Origin of the sequence: Tibeticola sediminis (assembly GCF_003843835.1) — a bacterium.
Classification (GTDB): domain Bacteria; phylum Pseudomonadota; class Gammaproteobacteria; order Burkholderiales; family Burkholderiaceae_C; genus Tibeticola; species Tibeticola sediminis.
In genome coordinates this window covers 26882-43004 of sequence record NZ_RKQL01000005.1, presented here as the reverse complement: position 1 = coordinate 43004, position 16123 = coordinate 26882, and the positions used below count along the sequence as shown (strand labels likewise).

General features: G+C 68.2%; 15 protein-coding genes and 1 tRNA gene. 10 read left to right on the top strand and 6 right to left on the bottom strand.

The genetic code is table 11. From position 1 onward, the window contains the following. Positions 1-21 precede the first annotated feature (21 nt). From EDC62_RS10270 to EDC62_RS10245, 6 genes are read left to right on the top strand one after another with little or no spacing between them, the layout of a single operon-like run. On the top strand, positions 22-1068 hold the full coding sequence (locus EDC62_RS10270) for an NAD(P)/FAD-dependent oxidoreductase (RefSeq protein ID WP_124223352.1): 1047 nt from the start codon (positions 22-24) through the stop codon (positions 1066-1068). A gap of 18 nt (positions 1069-1086) precedes the next feature. Then, positions 1087-2085, top strand: a complete 999-nt coding sequence (gene gluQRS, locus EDC62_RS10265; protein ID WP_124223350.1) for a tRNA glutamyl-Q(34) synthetase GluQRS — start codon at positions 1087-1089, stop codon at positions 2083-2085. A gap of 43 nt (positions 2086-2128) precedes the next feature. Next, entirely contained in the window at positions 2129-2890 is a 762-nt protein-coding gene (gene trmB / locus EDC62_RS10260) for a tRNA (guanosine(46)-N7)-methyltransferase TrmB (RefSeq protein ID WP_124223348.1), read from the top strand. Positions 2891-2936: 46 nt separating this feature from the next. Continuing rightward, positions 2937-3125, top strand: coding sequence for a hypothetical protein (locus EDC62_RS10255; RefSeq protein ID WP_124223346.1), 189 nt, complete (start codon positions 2937-2939; stop codon positions 3123-3125). 54 nt (positions 3126-3179) lie between these two features. Beyond that, on the top strand, positions 3180-4121 hold the full coding sequence (locus EDC62_RS10250) for a pseudouridine synthase (protein WP_124223344.1): 942 nt from the start codon (positions 3180-3182) through the stop codon (positions 4119-4121). A gap of 46 nt (positions 4122-4167) precedes the next feature. Next, on the top strand, positions 4168-4356 hold the full coding sequence (locus tag EDC62_RS10245; protein ID WP_124223342.1) for a hypothetical protein: 189 nt from the start codon (positions 4168-4170) through the stop codon (positions 4354-4356). A 130-nt stretch (positions 4357-4486) separates the two neighbouring features. Here EDC62_RS10245 and EDC62_RS10240 read toward each other — a convergent pair whose 3' ends face one another. From EDC62_RS10240 to alaS, 3 genes are all read right to left on the bottom strand, one after another. Next, complete coding sequence (locus EDC62_RS10240) at positions 4487-5497, bottom strand: transglutaminase-like domain-containing protein (RefSeq protein WP_245968840.1); 1011 nt, start codon at positions 5495-5497, stop codon at positions 4487-4489. A gap of 381 nt (positions 5498-5878) precedes the next feature. After that, positions 5879-6445, bottom strand: a complete 567-nt coding sequence (locus EDC62_RS10235) for a TlpA family protein disulfide reductase (protein WP_124223338.1) — start codon at positions 6443-6445, stop codon at positions 5879-5881. Next, positions 6445-9069 carry an alanine--tRNA ligase gene (gene alaS, locus EDC62_RS10230; protein ID WP_124223336.1) on the bottom strand — a complete coding sequence of 875 codons (2625 nt, stop codon included), beginning with the start codon at positions 9067-9069 and terminating at the stop codon, positions 6445-6447. Before alaS ends, EDC62_RS10235 begins: the two co-directional genes overlap by 1 nt. 253 nt (positions 9070-9322) lie before the next feature. Here alaS and EDC62_RS10225 point away from each other — a divergent pair, with 253 nt between their 5' ends. From EDC62_RS10225 to EDC62_RS10215, 3 genes are all read left to right on the top strand, one after another. Beyond that, complete coding sequence (locus tag EDC62_RS10225; protein WP_124223334.1) at positions 9323-10798, top strand: NAD-dependent succinate-semialdehyde dehydrogenase; 1476 nt, start codon at positions 9323-9325, stop codon at positions 10796-10798. 18 nt (positions 10799-10816) lie between these two features. Next, positions 10817-10890, top strand: a tRNA-Gly gene (locus tag EDC62_RS10220). A 68-nt stretch (positions 10891-10958) separates the two neighbouring features. After that, complete coding sequence (locus EDC62_RS10215) at positions 10959-11825, top strand: energy transducer TonB family protein (protein WP_124223332.1); 867 nt, start codon at positions 10959-10961, stop codon at positions 11823-11825. Here the strand turns inward: EDC62_RS10215 and EDC62_RS10210 are convergent. The 3 genes from EDC62_RS10210 to EDC62_RS10200 all read right to left on the bottom strand — a co-directional run bounded on the left by EDC62_RS10210 (position 11816) and on the right by EDC62_RS10200 (position 15463). Then, a complete protein-coding gene (locus EDC62_RS10210) occupies positions 11816-13795 on the bottom strand; it encodes a GspE/PulE family protein (protein ID WP_124223330.1) in 1980 nt (659 codons plus the stop codon). The genes EDC62_RS10215 and EDC62_RS10210 overlap by 10 nt on opposite strands. A gap of 317 nt (positions 13796-14112) precedes the next feature. Next, positions 14113-14751 carry a CoA transferase subunit B gene (locus EDC62_RS10205; protein ID WP_124223328.1) on the bottom strand — a complete coding sequence of 213 codons (639 nt, stop codon included), beginning with the start codon at positions 14749-14751 and terminating at the stop codon, positions 14113-14115. A 1-nt stretch (position 14752) separates the two neighbouring features. Then, positions 14753-15463, bottom strand: coding sequence for a CoA transferase subunit A (locus EDC62_RS10200; RefSeq protein ID WP_124223326.1), 711 nt, complete (start codon positions 15461-15463; stop codon positions 14753-14755). A 62-nt stretch (positions 15464-15525) separates the two neighbouring features. Here EDC62_RS10200 and EDC62_RS10195 point away from each other — a divergent pair, with 62 nt between their 5' ends. After that, positions 15526-16119, top strand: coding sequence for a PAS and helix-turn-helix domain-containing protein (locus EDC62_RS10195; protein ID WP_245968839.1), 594 nt, complete (start codon positions 15526-15528; stop codon positions 16117-16119). Positions 16120-16123 lie beyond the last annotated feature (4 nt).

The following is a 16123-nucleotide window of genomic DNA, read 5'->3' as shown; positions in this document are numbered from 1 at the left end:
GCCCACGCCACCGGAGCCCCCATGAGCCGCACCCAAACGCCCCGTCACTACGCCATCGTCGGCGCCGGCATGGCCGGCGTGGCCTGCGCACGCACGCTGCTGCAGGCCGGCCATCGCGTGACGGTGTTCGAGAAGAGCCCGGGCGCGGGCGGGCGCATGGCCACGCGCGAGACGCCGCTCGGCGGCTTCGATCACGGCGCGCAGTACTTCACCGTGCGCGACCTCCGATTCGCGCGCGCGCTCGAAACCGTGCCCGGCCTCGTGCGCCCGTGGAGCGCCAGCAGCGTGCGGGTGCTCGACGCCCTCGGCCATGTGCTCGAAGCGGCGCCGCCACCGCGCGAGCCGCATCTCGTGCCCGTGCCCGGCATGAATGCGCTGCCGCGGGCTTGGGGCCAGCCCTTGGGGTCGGCGCTGCTGACCCGCACGCGCGTAGACCGCATCGAGCGCGACGCCATCGACCGGTGGCGCTGGCAGCTGCATACCGAAGCGCCCGGCGGCATCGTGCATGTGCACGGGGGCTACGACGCGGTGCTACTCGCCCTGCCCGCGCCGCAAGCGGCCGCCTTGCTCGACGCCTCGGCGCTCGCGCCCAAGCCGCTGCTGGGCCTGCACGAAGTGAAGCTCGCGCCGTGCTGGACGCTGATGGTCGCCTTCCCCAATGCGATGCAGCCGGGGCTGGGCACGCTCGGGCCGCAGTGGAATGCCGCGCGCAGCACGCACCACCGCGTGGCCTGGCTCGCGCGCGAATCGTCCAAACCGCAGCGCGCGCCGATCGAGCGCTGGACCGTGCAAGCCAGCGCCGCGTGGTCGCACGAGCACCTCGAGGATGAACCCGCGCGCGTCGAAGCCAAGCTGCAGCGCGCGTTTGCCGAAATCACCGGCATCCGCGCAACGCCGGGCCACAGCGCCGTGCACCGCTGGCGCTATGCAAAAACCCTCCAGCCGCTGGGACAGTCGCATCTCTGGGACGCGAAGAGCGGCCTCGGTGCCTGCGGCGACTGGTGCTTGGGCCACCGGGTCGAAGACGCGTTCATCTCGGGTCTGAGCCTCGCGCTTGCGGTGCTTTGAGAGGCGCATCGGCGCACGATGGCAGGCTACGTCGGCCGCTTTGCCCCTTCCCCCACCGGGCCGCTGCACGCGGGCTCGCTGGTCGCAGCGCTGGCCAGCTGGCTCGATGCGCGCGCGCACGGCGGGCAGTGGCTGGTGCGCATCGAAGACGTGGACACGCCGCGCTGCGTGCCCGGTGCCGACCGGCTCATCCTGCAACAGCTCGCCGACTGCGGCCTGCAGCCCGACGCGCCGCCGCTGTGGCAGTCGCGCCGTGGGGCGATCTACCAGCGCGCGCTCGATGCGCTCATCGACGCGGGTCTGGCCTATCCCTGCGCGTGCACGCGCCGCGCGATCGAGGCCGCCTGGGCTGCGCGCGGCATCGCCTGGCCGCGTCACGCCGAAGTGCCCTACCCCGGAACCTGCCGCAGTGGCCTCGCAGGCACGGCCGCGCGAGCCTGGCGGCTGCGTACCGATTTTTTGAGGCAAAAACCGGGGTATGCCGGCGTGAAGTGCGCATTGGATGCTCCTATTTCAGGAGTTCACGACAACCCGTTCGATCCTTCGCCCCCGTGCATCGAAGGCAGCACCGTGCACTGGCACGACCGGCGGCTGGGCGCGCAGAGCCAGGATGTCGAGGCCACCGTCGGCGACTTCGTGCTGCGCCGCGCCGACGGGCTCTGGGCCTACCAGCTGGCCGTGGTCGTCGACGACGCGCTGCAGGGCGTGAGCCATGTGGTGCGCGGCGAGGACCTGGCCGACAACACGCCGCGGCAGATCTTGCTGCAACGCGCGCTCGCCCTGCCCACGCCGCGCTACCTGCACACCCCGCTGGTGCGCAACGCCGCCGGCGAAAAGCTCTCCAAGCAAACCCACGCGCCGGCGCTGGACACGCGCGACCCGCTCGCTGCGCTCAACGCCGCCGCCACCGCGCTCGGCCTGCAGCCCCAACCCAGCCACACCCCGCTGTCGCACGCACTGGCCGCCTGGACGGGCGAGTGGCAGCGTGCAACGGACGTGCACCATCAGCGAAGCTGATGGGGCGTTGCCCTAGAATCCGCCGCTTTCTTCCGCCTTCCGCATGACGTCCTCCCCGCCCCGTCCCGAAGACCCGAACCCGTCGGCAGCGACCGCCGCGCCCGGCGGGCCGCCGCCGCATGTCGCGCACCCGCAGCGGGTGCGCAGCTTCGTCACGCGCGCAGGGCGCACGACCACGGGCCAGGCCAAGGCGCTGGCCGAGCTCGGCCCGCGCTTCGTGCTGCCGTTCCAGCAAACCAAGCTCGACCTCGCCGCGGCGTTTGGTCGTGAAGCGCCGGTGGTGCTGGAGATCGGCTTTGGCATGGGTGACGCCACCGCCCACATTGCCTCGCTGCGCCCCGATGAGAACTTCCTCTGCTGCGAAGTACACGAGCCCGGGGTGGGCGCGCTCCTCAAGCGGATCGGCGAGATGGGCCTCACCAACATCCGCATCCTGCAACACGATGCGGTCGAGGTGGTGGATCACATGCTCGAGGCGTCGACGCTCGCGAGCATCCACATTTTCTTTCCCGACCCCTGGCACAAGAAGCGCCACCACAAGCGCCGCCTGATCCAGCCGCCACTGGTCGCCAAACTCGCGCAGCGGCTCATCCCCGGCGGCTACCTGCACTGCGCGACCGACTGGCAGCCCTATGCCGAGCAGATGCTCGAAGTGCTCACGGCCGAGCCGCTGCTCGAAAACACCGCCGCCGGCTACGCCGAGCGCCCCGCTTACCGCCCCGAGACCAAGTTCGAGCGCCGCGGCCTCAAGCTCGGCCACGGCGTGTGGGATCTGGTGTTCCGCCGCCGCGCGGCTGTCCCATGATCCTAAATCCGGCAGTTGACCGCTTTTCGCTGAAGGCAAGATGTTGATGTTTGAACCATTTTCGGTGCGCAGGCCCTTCACCGTTGGGGTGAGCGCTGCGCACCCGTTCGAGTCGCCCTCGGGCGCGGGGGCGGCGTTGCAAATCCTCGCCATGGCGCCCGCCATGGCTGTGGTTTGCGCCTTGCCCGCGCGCCCGATGACGACCCGCCCAGGCGCGCCCAACTGCCGGATTTAGGATGAAGCGGCTCGCCACCCGGCATCCCGCCCTGGTGGCGGGCTTGCTGCGCCCATGACCCGCCCCGCCCGCCCGGCAGCCGTGCCGCTGCGCGCGGGCGTGGCACCGAGCTGCCTGGCCCTGCCGCAGATGCGCCACGTGCCCTGGGGCTGCGTGCTCGACCTGCTCGCCGAACGCCTGCCGCGCCTGACGCGCGCGCAATGGGCCGAGCGCATGGCCGCCGGCGATGTGGTCGACGCCACCGGCCGTCCGCTCGCGCCCGACGCGCCCTGCCACAGCGGCCAGCGCATCTACTACTGGCGCAACCTGCCCAACGAGACGCCGGTACCCTTCCACGAGCGTATCGTGTTTCGCGACGCGCACCTCGTGGTGGCCGACAAGCCGCACTTTCTTCCCGTCTCGCCGGTCGGTCGCTATGTGCGCGAGACGCTGCTCGTGCGCCTGCGCGCCGCGCTCGACCTGCCCGATCTGAGCCCGCTGCACCGCATCGACCGCGAAACGGCCGGCCTCGTGCTGCTGAGCGTGCGCGCGCAAGACCGCGACGCCTACCAGCGGCTGTTTCGCGAACACCGCATCCACAAGACCTATGAGGCGATCGCCCCCGCCGCGCCCAGCCACCCCTGGCCGCTGCTGCGCGTGAGCCACCTGCGCGAAGACGAGGCCGCGTTCTACCGCATGCGCGAAGCCGCCCCGGAAGAGGGCCTGCCGCCAAACGCCGAGACGCGCATCAGCCTCATCGAACGGCGCGGCGAGTGGGCGCGCTACCGGCTCGAGCCCCGCACCGGCCAGCGCCACCAGTTGCGCGTACACATGAACGCCTTGGGCCTGCCGATCCGCGGCGACCAGTTCTACCCCACGGTGCGCCGCGGCCCCGACGAACCCGAGGACTACCGCGAGCCGCTGCAGCTCCTCGCCCGCAGTCTGCGCTTCACCGACCCCATCACCGGCCAAGCGCGGCATTTCGAAAGCGGCCTACAGCTCGATTGGGGGGACTGAGCCTAGATCCGGCAGTTGACCGCTTTGAGCTGAATGCAAGGTGTTGATGTTTGAACCGTTTTGGGTGCAAAAGCCGTTCACCGCTTGGGTGAGCGCTGCGCACCCGTTCGAGCCGCCCTCGGGCCCGGGGGCAGCGTTGCAAATCCTCGCCATGGCGAGCGCCATGGCTGTGGTTTGCGCCTTGCCCGCGCGCCCGACGACGGCCCGCCCGGGCGCGCCCAACTGCCGGATTTAGGCTGAGGCGGCATTTTCGGGAAAAACCCGCCGACGCCGGCCTAGAACGCTTCGATCCTGCTCTCAAAACAAGAGCGCGAGCTCTCCTCGGCGTCGCTCTGGCTCGCGCCCGGGGGTAACGCCTTGCGGGCTCAGGCCCGCGCGGCGACGATCCGGTAGCGGAAATCGTTCGGGCTGTAGGAGTCGAGACGCTCGCCATCGACCTCGGCCACCGGGTACATGAGGAAGGGTAGGCGCGGGCCGCGCGCGCCCGGCAGGTCGAGGTCATGGGCCATGTTCCAGCCCACCCAGTTGCCCTCCCAGCCGCCGAAGAGGGCCTGACGGACCGGCTCGACGCGGGGGTCCCGCGGGTCGCGGATCCAGTCCAGGAACTCGTGCCGCATGACTTTCGTCACGTCGGCCGGATCCATGGCGCACCAGCCTGCGCCCTCGAGCCAAACCTCGGCACGGCAATGCTGGGCCCCGCTCAGCTGCTCGCTCGGCGCCCCCAGTTGACGGTACCCAAACGCGCTCGGCGCCACCCGCACTCCGTAGACATCCCGCGCCGGCAAGCCGGCCGAGCGACACAGGCCGACGAACAACGCGTTGATGTCGGCGCACTTGCCGCCCAGGTTCCCGGTTTCAAGCATGGTGCGGATGTCGCCCGGCCCGCAACCGCGGGTCGTCGGTTCGCGCCAGGCGTTGCGCACCACCCAGTCGTAGATCCGCTCCGCACGCGCGCGGTCACTGCGGGCCGAGCCCACCGCCTCCAGCGCCGTCTTGCGCACGATGCCGTCCGTGGGCAGCCACTCGGTCGGCGCGAGCCAAAAACGGCGCTCGGCGGCCGTCAAAGCGGGTGCGGTGCGCGCAACCGGCGAGGCCCAGGGCGATGCGCGGTCGCGCGTCCGGACCGTCGTGGTCAGCGTCACCGTCGGCCGGCGCTCATCGCGCGCAAAGCGCACATGCAGCATCTGCGCACCATAGCGGCCATCGGCACGCAGGCGCGCCTCCCCCTGGGTCTGGAAAGTGTGGGTCACGGTCTGCTGCCACGGCGTCGACAGGCTCGGCAAAGGCAGCCAGACCTGGGTTTCACGGCCGGGGTCGCGCACCTCGACCGTGGTGGTCAAGGTCCACGCGCGCCACGGCGCATCGGCTGCCCACATGGGCGGCCGGTGAGCGGCGGTTGGGGTCGTCGGCTGCGCACGCAGCCAAAGCGGGGTAAGCAGCGAAACGGTGCCCGCGGCAACGCCTCGCAAACAACGGCGACGGTCTAGGGTCATACAGAGACTCCGGGTATATCGAAAAACGGCCGAAGCGAACACACAAGGTTCACTGCAGGGCCAAGCCAGCGGCGGCAACGGAGCCACGTGTTCAGGGCAACGCCGAGGGAAACGGACTGGTTCAGTACGACCTCGAACGGTGACCCGCGCCCGCCGCCGCCCGATTGTCCACGAGGTTCCGACGAGGCGCGCGCTGGTCCCTCCGCGTGGAAGCGCCCGCAGGGGCGCAGACCGGTGCCGGGCCTCGGTGCGCTCAGCGGCGAATCAGAGCGCCTCGATCCAGCGCAACACCTTGGGCTGACTCCAATCCACTTCGCCCTCGATCAGCCACAGAGGACGGCCTTGCCGATCGATCAGGATCGTGGTGGGGAACGCCTGCACCCCCATGGCCTGAGTGAACCCACCCGTGCTGTCGAAGGCCACCGCCACGTCGACGCCGCTGCGCGCGAGATAGGCCCGCACCGTACGCGCCGATTCGCGGAAATTCACCGCCAGCACCGCAACCCGATCCTCCCCGAGCACCTGCGGCAAGGCTGCCAGCGTGGGCATCTCGGCGCGACAGGGTGGGCACCAGGTGGCCCAGAAGTTCAACAGCAGCAAGCGGCCCCGAAACGCCGCCCACGTCATCGTTCGGCCATCAAGCGTCGGCAGTTCCAGAGGCGCCAGTGAACGGGCCTGCGGCCAAGGCCGAAGCCGCGCACCATCGAGTCCTGGCGGATCCGCCGGCGTAGGCGCCGCAGCCACCCGCCACGACACGGTGGCCGCGGCCAAACCCAAAACCCCTTGCCGCAGCCAGGCGCGGCGGCTTTGCCGGCGGAGCGGCGGCGGCATCACAGGCGCTCGGCCACCCAGGCGGGCACGGAAGCCAGCGCAGCATCCAGCCGCGACGGGTCGGTGCCACCGGCCATCGCCAGATCGGGTTTGCCGCCGCCCTTGCCGCCGACCTGCTGGGCGACGAAGTTGACCAGTTCCCCGGCTTTGACGCGGGCGGTCAGGTCGCTGGTCACGCCGGCGGCCAGCTGAACCTTCGCGCCGTCAGCCGCGCCGAGCACGATCACCGCGTGCTTGAGCTTGTCCTTGAGCTTGTCGAGCGTCTCGCGCAGGGTCTTGGCGTCCGCGCCGTCGAGCCGCGCCGCGAGAACCTTCACGCCCGCAAGGTCCTGCGCGCGCTCGGCCAGTTCATCGCCCTGCACCGAGGCGAGCTTGCCCTTGAGCGCCGCGAGTTCGCGCTCGAGGCTGCGCAGTTGCTCGAGCGTGTGCGTCATGCGCCCGGTCAACTCGGCCACCGGGCTCTTGAGCAAGGCCGCCGCCTGCATCACCGTGTCTTCCAGATCCTGCACATGGGCCAGCGCCGCCTCACCTGCGACCGCTTCGATGCGCCGCACACCGGCGGCCACGCCCCCCTCGGACACCACTTTGAAGAAGCCGATGTCGCCGGTCCGCTGCACATGCGTGCCGCCGCACAGCTCGCGGCTCGAACCAATGTCGAGCACGCGCACGGTCTCACCGTATTTCTCGCCAAAAAGCATCATGGCGCCGGTCTTTTGGGCCGACTCGATGTCCATCACGCGCGCTTGCGTCGCGGTGTTGGCCAGGATTTCCGCGTTGACGATCGCCTCGATGCGCCGGATCTGCTCCGCGGTCACGGGGGCGTTGTGCGCGAAGTCAAAGCGCGTGCGCTCCGGCGTCACCAACGAGCCTTTTTGCTGCACATGAGCGCCCAGCACCTCACGCAGCGCCTTGTGCATCAGGTGCGTGGCGGAATGGTGGCGCATGGTTGCGGCACGGCGCTGCGTATCCACCCGTGCCGTCACGTGGTCCCCGACCGCCAGCACGCCCTCGGCGACCCGGCCGTGATGGCCAAAGACATCGGCCTTGATTTTTTGCGTGTCGTCGACCCGAAAGCGGGCGCTGCCGGCGACCAGCTCGCCCGAATCGCCCACCTGACCGCCCGACTCGGCATAGAACGGCGTGGTGTCGAGCACCACGACGCCCTCCTCATCGGCCTTGAGTTCGACCACCGGCGTGCCGTCGCGGTAGAGCGCGACGATCTTGGCCTGCGTCTCGAGCACGTCATAGCCAACGAAGGTGTTGCCCGCTCCGGTGTAATCGAGCACCCGGTCCATCTTGAACTTGCCCGCGGCCCGCGCCTGGTTCTTCTGCCGCTCCATCGCGGCATTGAAGCCGGCGGTATCGACGCTAACACCGCGCTCGCGGCACACGTCCTGCGTGAGGTCGAGCGGGAAGCCGTAGGTGTCGTGCAGTTTGAACGCCACCTCACCCGAAAGCTCGCGCTGTCCGTCGGCGAGCGCGTGATCGAGGATTTCCATTCCGTGGGCCAGCGTCTCGTAGAAGCGCTCCTCCTCGGTCTTGAGCACATCCATCACACGCGCCGCGTTGGCCGCGAGGTTGGGATAGGCCTCACCCATGAGCGCCACCAGGTCGGGCACGAGCTTGTGGAAGAACGGCGTCTTGCGGCCGAGCTTGTAGCCATGGCGGATCGCCCGGCGGATGATGCGCCGCTGCACATAGCCACGCCCCTCGTTGCTCGGAATGACGCCGTCGGCGACGAGAAACGCGCAGGCGCGGATGTGGTCCGCGATCACCTTGAGCGAGGGGCTATCCAGCTCGTCCGTGCCGGTTTCCCGCGCCGCGGCTGCGATCAGGCGCTGGAACAGGTCGATTTCATAGTTGCTGTGCACGCCCTGCAAAATCGCTGCCAGCCGCTCCAAACCCATGCCCGTATCGACACAGGGCGCGGGCAGCGGCCGCACCGAGCCGTCCTCCTGCATGTCGAACTGCATGAACACGTTGTTCCAGATCTCGATGTAGCGGTCGCCGTCGGCGTCCGGGCTGCCCGGGGGGCCGCCTGCCACTTCGGGGCCATGGTCGTAAAAGATCTCGGAACACGGGCCACAGGGGCCGGTGTCGGCCATCATCCAGAAGTTGTCGGACTGATATTTCCCGCCCTTGTTGTCGCCGATGCGCACCACCCGCTCGGGCGGCAGGCCGATCTCTTTGGTCCAGATGTCATAGGCCTCGTCGTCATCGATGTACACCGTCGCCCACAGCCGATCGGGCGGCAGCCGGTAAACCTCGGTCAACAGCTCCCAGGCCCACTTGAGCGACTCGCGCTTGAAATAGTCGCCAAACGACCAGTTGCCCAGCATCTCGAAGAAGGTGTGGTGCCGCGCGGTGTAGCCCACGTTTTCGAGGTCGTTGTGCTTGCCGCCCGCGCGCAGGCAGGCCTGGACCGAAGCGGCGCGCACATAGGGCCGCTTGTCGGTGCCGAGAAACACGTCCTTGAACTGCACCATGCCCGAGTTGGTGAACATCAAGGTCGGGTCATTGGCGGGCACCAGCGGACTCGAAGGCACGATCGTGTGCCCCTTGGATGCAAAGAAGTCCAGGAAGGACTTGCGTATGTCGGCAACGGTGTTCGGGGGCTGGCTCATGGGGCGGCGCGTCGGTTGGGAAATCGGCAAAAGCACCCGGTTCGGCGGTCTCTGAGAGGGCAGTCAGACCGATAAAACGGGCGCAGGCAAAGCCTTGAATTATAAGTTTCGGCCCCTGCTTTCTGGGTTGCGACCAGGGCCAGGCTCCGATTGGGGCCGCCCGCACCGCGAAACCAAAGCGACAGCCGATGGGCGTCAGCCGGCGCTACGATTGCTCCACCGCTGCCTGACCATCACCTCTGAGCCAACTGCCATGTCCCATCCGCATCCCCTCTCCCTGCTGCAAGACCCGACATTGCTCAAGACCGAAGGCCTGATCGACGGCCGCTGGGTGCCGGGCGAGCAGCGCTTTGCCGTCACCGACCCGGCCACCGGCCAAACGCTGGCCGAAGTCGCCAACCTCGGCGTGCCCGAGGCGGAAGCGGCCATTGCCGCGGCCAACGCCGCCTGGCCGGCCTGGCGCGCCAAGACCGCCAAAGAGCGCAGCATCATCCTGCGCCGCTGGTTCGATCTGTTGATGTCCAACCAAGAAGACCTCGCGCGCCTCATGACCGCCGAAAACGGCAAACCCTTGGCCGAATCACGCGGTGAGGTCACCTACGGTGCCAGTTTCGTCGAGTGGTTTGCCGAAGAAGCCAAGCGCATCAACGGTGAAACCCTGCCGCAGTTCGACAACAACCGGCGCCTGCTGGTGCTGCGCCAGCCCATCGGCGTATGCGCCGCCATCACGCCGTGGAATTTCCCCTTGGCGATGATCACGCGCAAGGTCGCCCCGGCATTGGCTGCGGGCTGCCCCGTGGTCATCAAACCCGCCGAGCAAACCCCGTTCACCGCGCTTGCGGCGGTGGAACTGGCCTTGCGCGCGGGCGTGCCGGCCGGCGTGCTCAACGTGCTCACAGCCGACGCGGCCCAGTCGGTGGCGATCGGCAAGGTGCTGTGCGCCAGCGACGTCGTGCGCCACCTGTCGTTCACCGGCAGCACCGAGGTCGGCCGCATCCTCATGGCGCAAAGCGCGCCCACGGTGAAGAAGCTCTCGCTCGAGCTCGGCGGCAACGCGCCCTTCATCGTGTTCGACGACGCGGACATCGACTCCGCGGTCGAAGGCGCCTTCGCCAGCAAATACCGCAACGCCGGCCAGACCTGCGTGTGTTCCAACCGGATCTACGTGCAAGACGCGATCTACGACGCCTTCGTCGAAAAATTCGCCGCCAAGGTCGCCACCGCCAAAGTGGGCAACGGCTTCGAGGAAGGCGTGAACCAAGGCCCGCTGATCGAGCCCTCGGCGGTGGAAAAGGTCGAGCGCCATGTGCAGGACGCCATTGCCCGCGGCGCGCGCGTGCTCGTCGGCGGCAAGCGCCTCGGCGGCCAGTTCTTCGAGCCCACGGTGGTGGCCGACGCCACGCCCGACATGCTCTGCGCGCGCGAAGAGACTTTTGGCCCCTTCGCGCCGGTGTTTCGCTTTCACACCGAGGAAGAAGTCATCGCCGCCGCCAACGCCACCGAGTACGGCTTGGCCAGCTATTTCTACAGCCGCGACGTGGGCCGAATCTTCCGCGTGGCCGAAGCGCTCGAGTACGGCATGGTGGGTATCAACGTTGGCATCCTCGCCACCGAGCATGTGCCTTTCGGCGGCGTGAAGCAGTCGGGCCTGGGGCGCGAGGGCTCGCACCACGGCATCGAGGAATACGTCGAGCTCAAATACCTCTGCGTCGGCGACATCCTCAAGTGACGTAAAATGCGAGGCGAAGCGGGCGTCGTTCAATGGTAGGACCTGAGCTTCCCAAGCTCAAGACGTGGGTTCGATTCCCATCGCCCGCTCCAGCAGGATGCAAACCGCCCCCGGGCGGTTTTTTTGACCCCATCGAACGCGGCGCTGAAGGCGCGCGGACATGAAGCCCTCCTTTGCGCTGCGGCTCATGGCCGCTCTGCTCGTCCTCGGCCTGCACGCGGCGGCCTTGCGTCTCGCCGATGCCGTCCTGCACGGCTTAGGCGCGGCCAAGCCCGCGCGCGCCGAGCGCATGGTGATCCATCTGACGCTGCCGCCGCTTGCGCGCGAAGCCGAGCCTCCCCCACCGAAACGCCGTCCGCCCCCCCGGCCGCCGCAGCCGCAAGCCCAGCCGGAGCGCTCACCGCTGCAAAACCCAGTCGCCGTCGCCCCGCACGCGCCGGCTTCGCGCGCCGCGCCTCCACCACCAACGGCCGAGGAATGGGCGTTCGCGGCGCGCTACACGCTGCGCAACAGCAAGGGCTACCGCCACAGTTGGGGGCAACAATTGCGCAGCCTCATGGGCACGGCCATCGAAGGGCCGGACCAAGGCGCGGTGCGCTTTCGCATCGAAATCGCACCCGACGGAACCCTCACCCGGGTCGACACGCTGTGGACGACGTCCGCTGCCGTGGAGCGCCGCGCGCGCGAGGCGCTCGGCCGCATGCCGCCTTTGCCGCCCACACCCACGGGCAAACCGCTCATTTTCGAGCGCACGATCCACTTCAGCCCAGACGCCCACGACGACCCGCCCACCTACGACCACGACTGCCTGCCGCAACCCAAGGCGTTCCGCAACCCCTTCGTCTGGGATGGAAAGTCGCCGCAGCGCCGCCCCGAACCCGAGCCGGAAGAACCGCCAGATCCGCAAGCTCTGCAAGACTGCCTCAAGCAACTGCCGCAGAACACCATCGAGGCAGAAGCCGCGCGTGATCGCCGCGCGATGGAGCGCTGGGGCTGGACCTCGGGCTCCGGAGATGCTCAGAGGTAAGCGGCGCGGGCCTGCTTGAGGTCGATGCGTCCCTGCACGTATTTCTCGAGCGCATCGTGCCGCAAGCTGTGCATCCCCGCAGCGATCGCCGCATCGAAAATCGCCGAGGGGCGCGCGCGCTCCTGAATCAGCGTGCGCAGCGTGGGGTTGCTCTCGAGAATTTCATAAATCCCGATGCGGCCTTTGTAGCCCTTGCCGCCGCATTGCGGGCAACCGGCGGCGGTTCGAACCACGATCTCCTCGGGCCGCTGCGCGCCCGCCGCTTGCAGCAGCCGCTCGCGCCCTTCTTCGGCGCTCAGACGCGAGCCTTGGATGTATTCCAGCACCAAGGGGGTGAAGGCCTCGGCGGTCATCGGCACGGGCACCGCGCAGTGCGGGCACAGCAGTCGAACGAGGCGCTGCGCCACGATGCCGATGAGCGAGTCGGCGAAGTTCATCGCATCCATCCCGAGGTCGAGCAGCCGCACCACGCTTTCGCTGGCGCTGTTGGTGTGCAGCGTCGACAGCACGAGGTGGCCGGTCAGCGAGGCTTCGATCGCGATCTTCGCGGTTTCCGCGTCGCGGATCTCGCCGATCATGATGACATCGGGGTCGGCGCGCAGAAAGCTGCGCATGGCCGCGGCAAAGGTCAAGCCGATCTTGGGGTTGACCTGCACCTGCCGTAACCCGGGCTGCGTGATCTCGATCGGGTCTTCGGCCGTCCAGATCTTGCGCTCGCCGGTGTTGAGTTCGGCGAGCATCGAGTGCAGGGTCGTGGTCTTGCCCGAGCCCGTCGGACCCGCCGCGAGGATGAGCCCGAAGGTTCGGGAAATCATGCGGTGGAAGGTGGCCTCGTCCCGCGGCTGCAGGCCCAGCCGGGAAAGGGGCAAGGGCTTGGAAGTGGCCAGCAACCGCAAGACCACATCCTCGAGACCGTCGTGCGTGGGCAACACCGCCACCCGGAGTTCGAGCTTGGGGCCACCAAACTCGGCGAAATCGATCTTGCCGTCCTGGGGCCGGCGATGCTCGGCAATGTCGAGCTTGGCCATGATCTTGATGCGCGAAACCAGCGGCCCGCGCAGCCGTGCAGGCAACTGCAGATAGGGTTCGAGATCGCCATCGCGGCGAAACCGCACCAGCGTCGTCTGCTCTCCGGGGTTCGTCTCGATGTGGATGTCCGACGCCCCCTGCCGCAGCGCGTCGTCGATCATTTTCTTCACGAGCTGGACGACGCCGGAGTTGGTGTCGGCCGCTTCGAGCTCGGTCTGTTCCTGCCCCGAAGACACCTCGACCAATGCCTTGGAGACCAGCCACTCGAGCTCAGAGAGTTGATTGAGGTCGGCCGCCGCCGGCCCTGCACCGCCAGATGGGCCGTGCGACGCCGCGGCTTCGGCGGGCGCAGGCGTCGACGCGCGTGCAACACGGACGCCGCTTTGCAACTCGAGCCGCACAGCGATGGCGTCGGCCGCCGCCCAGACCAAGACGACCCGGCGCTCGGTCAGCACCGACAACTCGTGACGCAAGCCCTCGTCGGTCGGCCGGGCGCTGGCGACGAAGAACTGGCCATCGGCTTCGCCGAGCGGAACCGCCGAGCGGCGCAGCGCCTCGCGCAGCGGCAATATCTGCCAAGCCTCGGGCGGAACCTCGAAGCGCACGACGTCCACCTCGGGAACCGCCGCCATACGCGCAAAAGCATGTTCGAGCTCTTCGGACGTGAGGAGCATGCGCTGAACCAGCTCGCGTGCCCGGCCGCGCAGCAACAGAGGGTCCTCCCGCTCGATGGCGTCGAGTTGCGCTCGGGTGAGTAAGCGCAGCTCGAGCAGCGCGTCTCGCAAGCGCAGCACCGGTCGACGACGCAACGCGTCTTGCAGCGCCACCAGCTCACCGAGTGTTCGGGCTACCGGGAACGCAGACGCCCCTGGGGCCGGCGCGGCAGCGGTACCCGCGGGTGGGGACTCGCTCAAGGGTGCGGGGTCGGTATCGATGCGCATCAAAGAATGAAAGAAGTCAACCAATCCAAGGTAGAAGCCGACGCTCCATTCAGGCAACGCAACATCGGATCTCGCTTCGGCGCAGGCCCAGCGGCTCGCCGGCGGCGCCGCGTCTGGGATGCCGCCCGCCCTGCTGCGCATCCTACTATGAGCTAAGGCAACGCTGAACAAGCCCCTCGCGCGCCGCGCATCCCGCAGCCGCTCGCGCGCCATCGCAGGAACTGATTCAGCGTTGCCTTCAGCCTGGGTGAGCTCGGATGCGCCGAATCAGCTCTTGCCGTGGCGCACGGCCGGCTGATTCAGCGAGGCGGTTCTCGTCAGATCAGCGGCACGCCGGTCTTGGCTTGCAGCTCCTGGTGCGTGACGCCCGGGGCAATCTCGGCGACCTTGAGGCCGTGCGGCGTGACATCCATGACGGCCAGATCCGTGATGATGCGGTCGACCACGCCCACGCCGGTCAGCGGCAGCGTGCACTGCGGCAGGATTTTGTGCTCCCAACTGCCGTCTTTTTTCTTGGCGACGTGCTCCATCAGCACGACGACGCTCTTGACCCCAGCCACGAGGTCCATCGCGCCGCCCATACCCTTGACCATCTTGCCGGGAATCATCCAGTTGGCTAGGTCGCCCTTCTCGCTGACCTGCATGGCGCCAAGGATGGACAGGTTGATCTTGCCGCCGCGGATCATGGCGAAGCTGTCGTGGCTGCCGAAAATACTCGAGCCGGGCAGCGTCGTGACGGTTTGCTTGCCAGCGTTGATGAGGTCGGGGTCGACTTCGCTCTCGTCGGGAAACGGACCGATGCCGAGCATGCCGTTTTCGCTCTGCAGCCAGACTTCGATGTCGGGCGGAACGAAGTTCGCCACCAGCGTGGGCAGGCCGATGCCGAGGTTGACGTAGTAGCCGTCTTGCAGTTCCTTGGCCGCGATGGCCGCCATTTCGTCGTGGGTCCAGGCCATGTCAGACTCCTTTGGGGTTTTGCCGGGTGGTGCGCTTTTCGATGCGCTTCTCCGGATGGGCATTGAGCACGAGGCGGTGCACGTAGATGCCAGGCAGATGGACCTCGTCGGGGTCGAAGCTGCCGGTCTCGACGATTTCCTCGACCTCGACCACGCTCACCCGGCCCGCCATGATGACCGCTGGGTTGAAGTTGCGCGCGGTGCGTCGAAAGATGAGGTTGCCGGCCTTGTCGGCCTTCCAGGCCTTGCCCAGCGAGACGTCGGGGACGAGCGAGCGCTCCATCACATAGGTGTGGCCGTCGAACTCGCGCAACTCCTTACCCTCGGCGACGATGGTGCCCACACCGGTGCGCGTGAAAAAGGCCGGAATGCCCGCGCCGCCCGCGCGCAGCTTCTCGGCCAGCGTGCCCTGCGGGGTGAATTCCAATTCGAGCTCGCCCGCGAGGTACTGGCGCTCGAATTCCTTGTTCTCTCCGACGTAGGACGAGATCATTTTGCGGATCTGGCGTGTCTCGAGCAGTTTGCCGAGCCCAAAGCCGTCCACACCCGCGTTGTTGGAGATGACGGTGAGGTTCTTCACGCCCGAGTCGCGCAGCGCGTCGATGAGCGCCTCGGGTATGCCGCACAGACCAAAGCCGCCCACGGCGAGCAATTGGCCGTCGGCGACGAGCCCTTCGAGGGCTGCGGCCGCAGAGGGGTAAATCTTGTTCACGAGGGTCTCCTGAGAATCGAGACTGCAACGATACTACGTAAGCAGCTACGTAGTAATCCGTAATGGCCGACCCTGATCCCAGCGCAAACGCGCCCGCCATCGACGCGATCGACTACGCGCTGGCCTTCGAGCTCGCGCCCATCGGACTCGTGCTCTCGCGCCAGCGCGTCATCGTCGACTGCAACCAGCGGCTGTGCGAAATGTTTGGCGCGACGCGCGAGCAGCTCATCGGGCAGAGTTTTCGCGTGCTCTACCCGAGCACCGACGAGTTCGAGCGCACGGGCGCGCGCATCGCGCCGCTCCTGGGGCGTGGCGGCACCTATGCCGACGACCGCATCATGCGCCGCGTGGGCGGACGGCTCGCCGGCGAGCCCTTTTGGTGCCACGTGACCGGCCGCGCGCTGCGGCCCGAAGCGCCGCACGAGGCTGGCATCTGGAGCTTCGAAGACCTCTCGGCGCAGCGGCCGGTGCGCGCCGAACTCACGCCGCGGGAACGCGAAGTCGCCGCCTTGGTGATGGACGGCAAGAGCGCCAAGCAAATCGGCCGGCTGCTCGGCATTAGCCACCGCACCGTCGAGGTTTACCGCGCCAGCCTGATGCGCAAATACAGCGCGGCCACCACCGCCGAGCTGGTGCATCGGCTGCTTGCCGGTTGATCGC